This window comes from Haloferax profundi (genome assembly GCF_001469865.1).
GTDB classification, from domain to species: Archaea; Halobacteriota; Halobacteria; order Halobacteriales; family Haloferacaceae; genus Haloferax; species Haloferax profundi.
Genome location: NZ_LOPV01000543.1, coordinates 1 through 5,488 on the forward strand (window position 1 = coordinate 1; position 5,488 = coordinate 5,488).

General features: G+C 54.4%; 5 protein-coding genes and 1 pseudogene. 3 read left to right on the top strand and 3 right to left on the bottom strand.

The annotated features are described in order from the left end of the window. A partial coding sequence (locus tag AUR66_RS16460; RefSeq protein ID WP_058573293.1) for a cysteine hydrolase family protein occupies window positions 1-420 on the bottom strand: 420 nt, incomplete at its 3' end. A gap of 277 nt (window positions 421-697) precedes the next feature. Between AUR66_RS16460 and AUR66_RS16465 the strand changes: the two genes are divergently transcribed. Both AUR66_RS16465 and AUR66_RS16470 read left to right on the top strand, forming a co-directional pair. After that, window positions 698-1,990: an MFS transporter gene (locus AUR66_RS16465; RefSeq protein WP_197409839.1), complete on the top strand. Its 1,293-nt coding sequence runs from the start codon at window positions 698-700 to the stop codon at window positions 1,988-1,990. 985 nt (window positions 1,991-2,975) lie between these two features. Further along, entirely contained in the window at window positions 2,976-3,185 is a 210-nt protein-coding gene (locus AUR66_RS16470) for a hypothetical protein (RefSeq protein WP_058573294.1), read from the top strand. A gap of 261 nt (window positions 3,186-3,446) precedes the next feature. Here the strand turns inward: AUR66_RS16470 and AUR66_RS16475 are convergent. Continuing rightward, a pseudogene (locus AUR66_RS16475) lies at window positions 3,447-3,977 on the bottom strand (helix-turn-helix domain-containing protein); the annotation flags it as partial. A gap of 220 nt (window positions 3,978-4,197) precedes the next feature. Here AUR66_RS16475 and AUR66_RS20840 point away from each other — a divergent pair. Beyond that, window positions 4,198-4,398 (top strand): hypothetical protein, encoded by a 201-nt coding sequence (locus tag AUR66_RS20840; protein ID WP_082682258.1) that lies wholly within the window; start codon window positions 4,198-4,200, stop codon window positions 4,396-4,398. Between the two features lie 487 nt (window positions 4,399-4,885). On the opposite strand, the gene AUR66_RS16480 is transcribed toward AUR66_RS20840, so the two are convergent. Next, complete coding sequence (locus AUR66_RS16480; protein ID WP_058573295.1) at window positions 4,886-5,434, bottom strand: hypothetical protein; 549 nt, start codon at window positions 5,432-5,434, stop codon at window positions 4,886-4,888. Between the last annotated feature and the right edge of the window lie 54 nt (window positions 5,435-5,488).

Consider the following 5,488-nt stretch of genomic DNA (forward strand, 5'->3'; position numbering starts at 1 on the left):
GAAGCTGTCGACGTCGAAGCCGCGAAGCAGGTTGTCGAGGTTTGTGCCGCGGAACCCGTCCACGCGCATTTTTTCGACGACGACATCGTCTTCGTGTGGTTCCATCCCATTCATCGGCTGCGCACCCCACGATCCGCGAACGCAGACTTCGTCTGCGGCGATGTCCGAGAAAATAGCTGCATTCTGGGCGAGTCCAGCGGCGTCTTCCTCTGCGATGTAGTGGATATGGATGACCGGGACATCTCGTTCCCGAGCGGTATCCATCAGCGCCTCTATGTGCTCGTAGATATTCTGCTCCTCGGCGTGTTCAGGGACGCCGGAATCCTTGTTCGCCCCTTCGTGATGAAGGTTGTCTCGCTGCATGTCTTGGACGAGCAGTGCAGTGTTGTCCGAGTTTATGTCGAGTGTCAGTTCACTCATTGCATTTCTACAGATGGGGCAAGACTGCCAGTATGTTCGCTTGAATTATTTCAACAGTCAGGCTGCGGCACTCCTGTGCCTCGGTGTGGGCGCCGACCGTCACCAACATCTATTGTTTACTACGAATGGCGACGCGACCGATAACCATCCCGTCGATACTGAACAATCGGCATAATTGGAATAGCGCAACTCTCGGTTTTAGTCGTCTCTGGGATCGGAAATTTCGTTGGGATATTCCGAACGAGGGATGAATCGGAGTCCTCCCATCGAAGTAAATGTGCAATCCGACCAATCCGAACCAGCACACGACGATTCGCCCGGTGACAGTTCATCGACGGGCGAACCGGTATCGCGCTTCTTCCCCTATCCGGCAGCACTGCTCGCGCTCACCATCAGTGCCTTTGCCATCGGGACGAACGAGTTCATCATCGTCGGCCTGTTGACTCCAATCGGCACCGACCTCGGCGTCACTGTTGCGACGGCCGGGCTCCTTGTGAGCCTGTACGCGCTCGCTGTCGCGTTCGGTGCACCTGTCATTACTGGCTTGGCGAGTCGAGTCGGCAGGCGGAAACTGCTGTTGAGCTTGATGGGGCTATTCGTCGCGGGGAACGTCGTCGCAGCGTTCGCCCCCACGTACGAACTACTCGTTCTCGCACGCGTCCTGACGGGGCTCGCCCACGGTGTGTTCTTCGCTATTGGGTCAACTATCGCCGTCGACATCGTCAGAAAAGAACGTGAATCTAGCGCTGTCGCTATCATGTTTGCGGGGCTGACCGTCGCAACAGCGACCGGTGTCCCGCTTGGTACTTATATCGGTCAGAGCTTCGGTTGGAGAACGACCTTCTGGGCTATCGTTCTTCTCGGCCTGATCGGCTTCGTCTCTAGTTGGGTTCTCCTCCCGCGTGACCTAGAAAACAAAGAACAAGGGTCGTTTGCGGACCAGCTTTCGGCTCTCCTTGAGGGTCAAATCCTCCTCGTCCTCGCAATGACTGCCATCGGATACGGTGGGACGTTCGTCGCGTTCACCTATCTGGAACCAATCCTCCGCGAGATATCCGGCTTCGAGCCTGCGACAGTAAGTGCCCTGCTCGTCCTCTACGGTGCCGGTGTCTTCGTCGGTAATCTCGGTGGGGGAAAGCTCTCCGACCGCTTCGGTGCAGTCCAGACGCTCGTTGGACTGTTCGCCGTACAAGCAGTCGTCCTCGCAGCGTTTACGTTCACCGCCAGCGACCCGACGTGGAGCATCGTCACAGTGTTCTTACTTGGCGTCGTCGGCTTCGCGAACGTTCCGCCGCTGCAGACGTACGTCGTCAACAAAGCCGAGCGTCTCGCTCCCGAGGCAGTCAACGTCGTCTCCGGGCTCAACATTGGCGCGTTCAACGTCGGCATCGCTGTCGGCGCCTACGTCGGTGGCTGGGTCACTGAGGGAGGCAACGGCCTCAGCCTCGTCGATACGCCGTGGATCGGCGCGCTGTTCGTCGTCGGCGGGCTGTCGTTGACAGTCGTCAGTTGGTTGCTCGACCGTCGACAGTCATCTTCGAAGACTACCTCGGTGGTCACGTCCGACTGAATCACCGCTCGTGACATCCGCCTCGTGCGAAGAGGTACTGTGTTTGTGAGTTATTTTTACTGAAAATAGGCGCTAAGTTCCCTTCCTCAAGGAGCGAGTAGGGAGGGGATACAGCGTTCACGAGTGTAAGCACTCGTGCACAAACGAGACGCGAGGCGTCTCGTCAACCCATCGCCCACGAGACGGTCCGTGCCGATATGCCCGGCCCAGAATAGTGTAACGAGAAGGACGACTCGCGTCTCTGTTTAAAACCCGATAGTGCCACCACTACTGGGGCCGTGTACGTATGAAAGAGATTGCACAGGTGGCTACGGATACGTCGGTCGATCAATACCCAACCATGGTGTGAATATTGTAATCTCTGGGAGGATGTCACCTGTACTTCGAAGACGATACTGCGTCGTATATTCCTCTCGCTTGTCGCTTTGCGTTTGCCTCAGTTGGTGAGATTATCGAGCTTCGATATCGAAGTCGTGTCCCCACCCGGCCATTCGGGAGTGTAGCTTCTGTGAGTGTGCCTAACCGATGCCCGGCTTGGCTCATGTACACCACCTCTCCATCGGTCTCCCTGCGAGAGAGGCCACGGTTCCGCTTCCGAACGAGTTCTTTCGCTTCTTCGATGTCGATGTCGAGAAGGACTGAGGAGTAAATCATGGTGAGTCCGTTCTTTCGGTTCTCTTTGATCTGTGACCGTTCACGTTGGGGACGCTTGTTTCTCGCCTTCTGCAAGCAAGTTCGGGACGACTGACTGCGTGCATCAAATGTTGGACAGATAGTAGCAAGATAGTGGTTGAATTCCACATTTGGTGTGTGATTTTACATACACAACCGGGAGAGATAACTGTTCCACCCGCTCTGTTGAGATCCTCAATCCATGATATGTTTCGATTGTTGTGCTGAATAAAGAGCGCAGAGTCAGCATCCAGTCTGTGGGCGTGGTGTGCTGAAGGACAACCTGTAAAAGCGTACTCTCCGCTTTTTGATTATGCCCTCCGAAACGGCTGAAAAACTCCAGTCAATCCGCACCCAGACAAACCTACAGACGTTGATTCATGCCCTCGTACTGATTATGCTTGCCGACATTGGATACTTCGTTTCCGATGGCAACGAACACTTCTTCCTGTTTGCCACAGTTGGGATTATTGGCGGTATCATCGCCGTTAGTGCCGCTATCTCTGTCATACGTCGATTCTGATTCCACCTAACCGTGGTTTACAATGCTACGCGAACCGTTCCCGTCGGGTCAGACTGTCATCCCTCGGTCGTGCTGAACTCACCCTCGATATTCAGCACGCATTTACTGTCAGGCTCAGAGGGTTTCAACAGAGCCGTTCCACCGTAACTGGTTCTCGTGAGACACAAAGCGGACGACACCATGCGATTGGAGACGACTATTCTCCATTCGAATCAACAAGCGGTTCAAGGCGAGTGCCTCGGGGCTTGACCCCGAGGCAGTTCACGCACTCACTTCGAGTTCGTCGGGGTCGACACGCTGTTCGACTTCGGTACCGAGTGTGTCCGTGACGAATTCACGAGCCAACCACGCTTCGGCCCGAGTGATCCGGTATTGGAGCGTCGAATTGGGGATGTCGAGTTTCTCTGAGATTTCTTTGACTGTGTTACGACGCGGTGATTCGTAGTAGCCGAACTCGACTGCGGCTTCGAGTGCTGCTTGTTGTTCCGGTGGAAGGTTGTCCGAGTCGAATCCCTCTTCGAGCCAGCATTCCGGTTCGCTGATGCGCTGGACGCTGAGCGAGAGCCCCTCGCTGAGGCCATCGTTCACCTCCTCGTAGATCTCACCGACAGTATCGTCGTCGTCGATAAGGAGCCGCCACTGGTACTGCTTTCCGCGACGTTCTGCTTGCATCAAGAGACCATCTCCAATGTGCTTTGCCGCAACGTATGGAATCGACTGAACACCCTCACCCTCCTCACGACACGAGTAGATCCCCGAAAAGATGAGGGCACCACAGAGCTGGAGTGCGCCAAATGGCTTCCCAGGGGGCTCGCTGAACGCGACGTCGTCGATGATGGAGGGCATCACCCGCTCTAGTTTCACGCAAGAGACAAATTCGTTGTTGTTCTCTTGAGATTGTGCGCTGAATGTACGGTTATCATATTCTCACCTGTCAAAACGCTTTTTTCGTAGAGAAAATTTGATACCCGAATGGTAAAAGCCAAACGTCGTTTCCCCGTACCATCAGTTAATGAGCGAGTCAAAAGACGCGGATACGAGACCAAAAATATCAGTTGCAGTTGTAGATAAGACGCACACGAACGAAATTCCTGACAATATTGACTCTGAATTATATACGACAACAAGGCCTGAATCATCGTTGGTTGAGTTTGCGGCTGACCCTGACGGGGAGCTGGCAGAGGCACTCAGGCGAAACGGATTCGACGTCTGAGCTAATCCACTTACACACCTACCCAACAGCTATTCATTCGAAAAAGTTTCAGAAACAATAGGCTCTGTTGAAATCCTCAGGCCTTGACAGAAAGTGCGTGACACAGACAGAGGGTGTACTACTCAGAACAGGTTCTGATGGTTGGTACTCAACTGCTACTGTAGAGGAGTGCCAAGAAGGCGATAAGACCGGATATAATCACTGCAATCCCGAGGAATATAAAGCCGACAGTATAGCTCAAGAGTAAGTACGTCAAAGCTACCCCGAGGATTGTTGAGCTAAGCAAAATGAGGACATTCAATTGACGCTGGAGGGGTTCAACCATGTTTCTTCGTAGAACGTTCAGAAAATAAACCTAATGTTTGGGGATTACGGTTGGGTATATTCTGCCCGACTCGCGCTCTCTATTCAGCACGACCGAAGAAACCTCACCAAATTTTTACTTCCAATACGCCCTAGTAGCAAGAGTTCGATTGAGTGGAAACGGTTAGTTCACGCCTTTCGAGAGTTCAGCCCCTGCCTTGAACTTCACCTCATTCGACGCCTTACCCGCGTTCACCAGATGGAGGACCGGAGCATCCAACCCTACATGCGTCACGACGACATTTCCATCGCCCCCCTGGTCTTGCTCACTCCGCCCAGGACGCTTCCGGACGTAGTGGTCAACTCCTTCTCCCTCTCCTTCCGACAAAACTCCCGCCTTCACCAACGACCCGACTGTCCCGGAGTCAATCTGCGCACCCCGCTGAGCCTGCTCACCCGATAACGACCGCTTCAGCGCATCTCCGAGCCCATCGCCATCCAAATCGCCAACATCGATACCGACCACCTGTGCAGCGTCTTCCATCGTCAACACCGTCAGCGAATCTTCGAACAGCGCCGCATCGTCGATAACCCACCCCCCAGAGTAGACAAGCTGGTCATCACTCCACCCACGTCCCACGTACAACAACGCCGGAAACGCGTGTGGACACCCCGGCGGTTGGACCATCACCTGTGAAACGAACGTGTCGAGCAGCCGACCCTGGTGCGTCATCTCCAAGGGAGGACCATCCGCAGTACGCTGCCACTCGGTCAAATCAGCAGGCTC

Bases quoted from the DNA above. Each gene is read 5' to 3' on its own strand.
- AUR66_RS16470 (WP_058573294.1), top strand. From the start codon at position 2,976: ATGCCCTCCGAAACGGCTGAAAAACTCCAGTCAATCCGCACCCAGACA.
- AUR66_RS20840 (WP_082682258.1), top strand. From the start codon at position 4,198: ATGAGCGAGTCAAAAGACGCGGATACGAGACCAAAAATATCAGTTGCA.
- AUR66_RS16480 (WP_058573295.1), bottom strand. From the start codon at position 5,434: ATGACGCACCAGGGTCGGCTGCTCGACACGTTCGTTTCACAGGTGATG.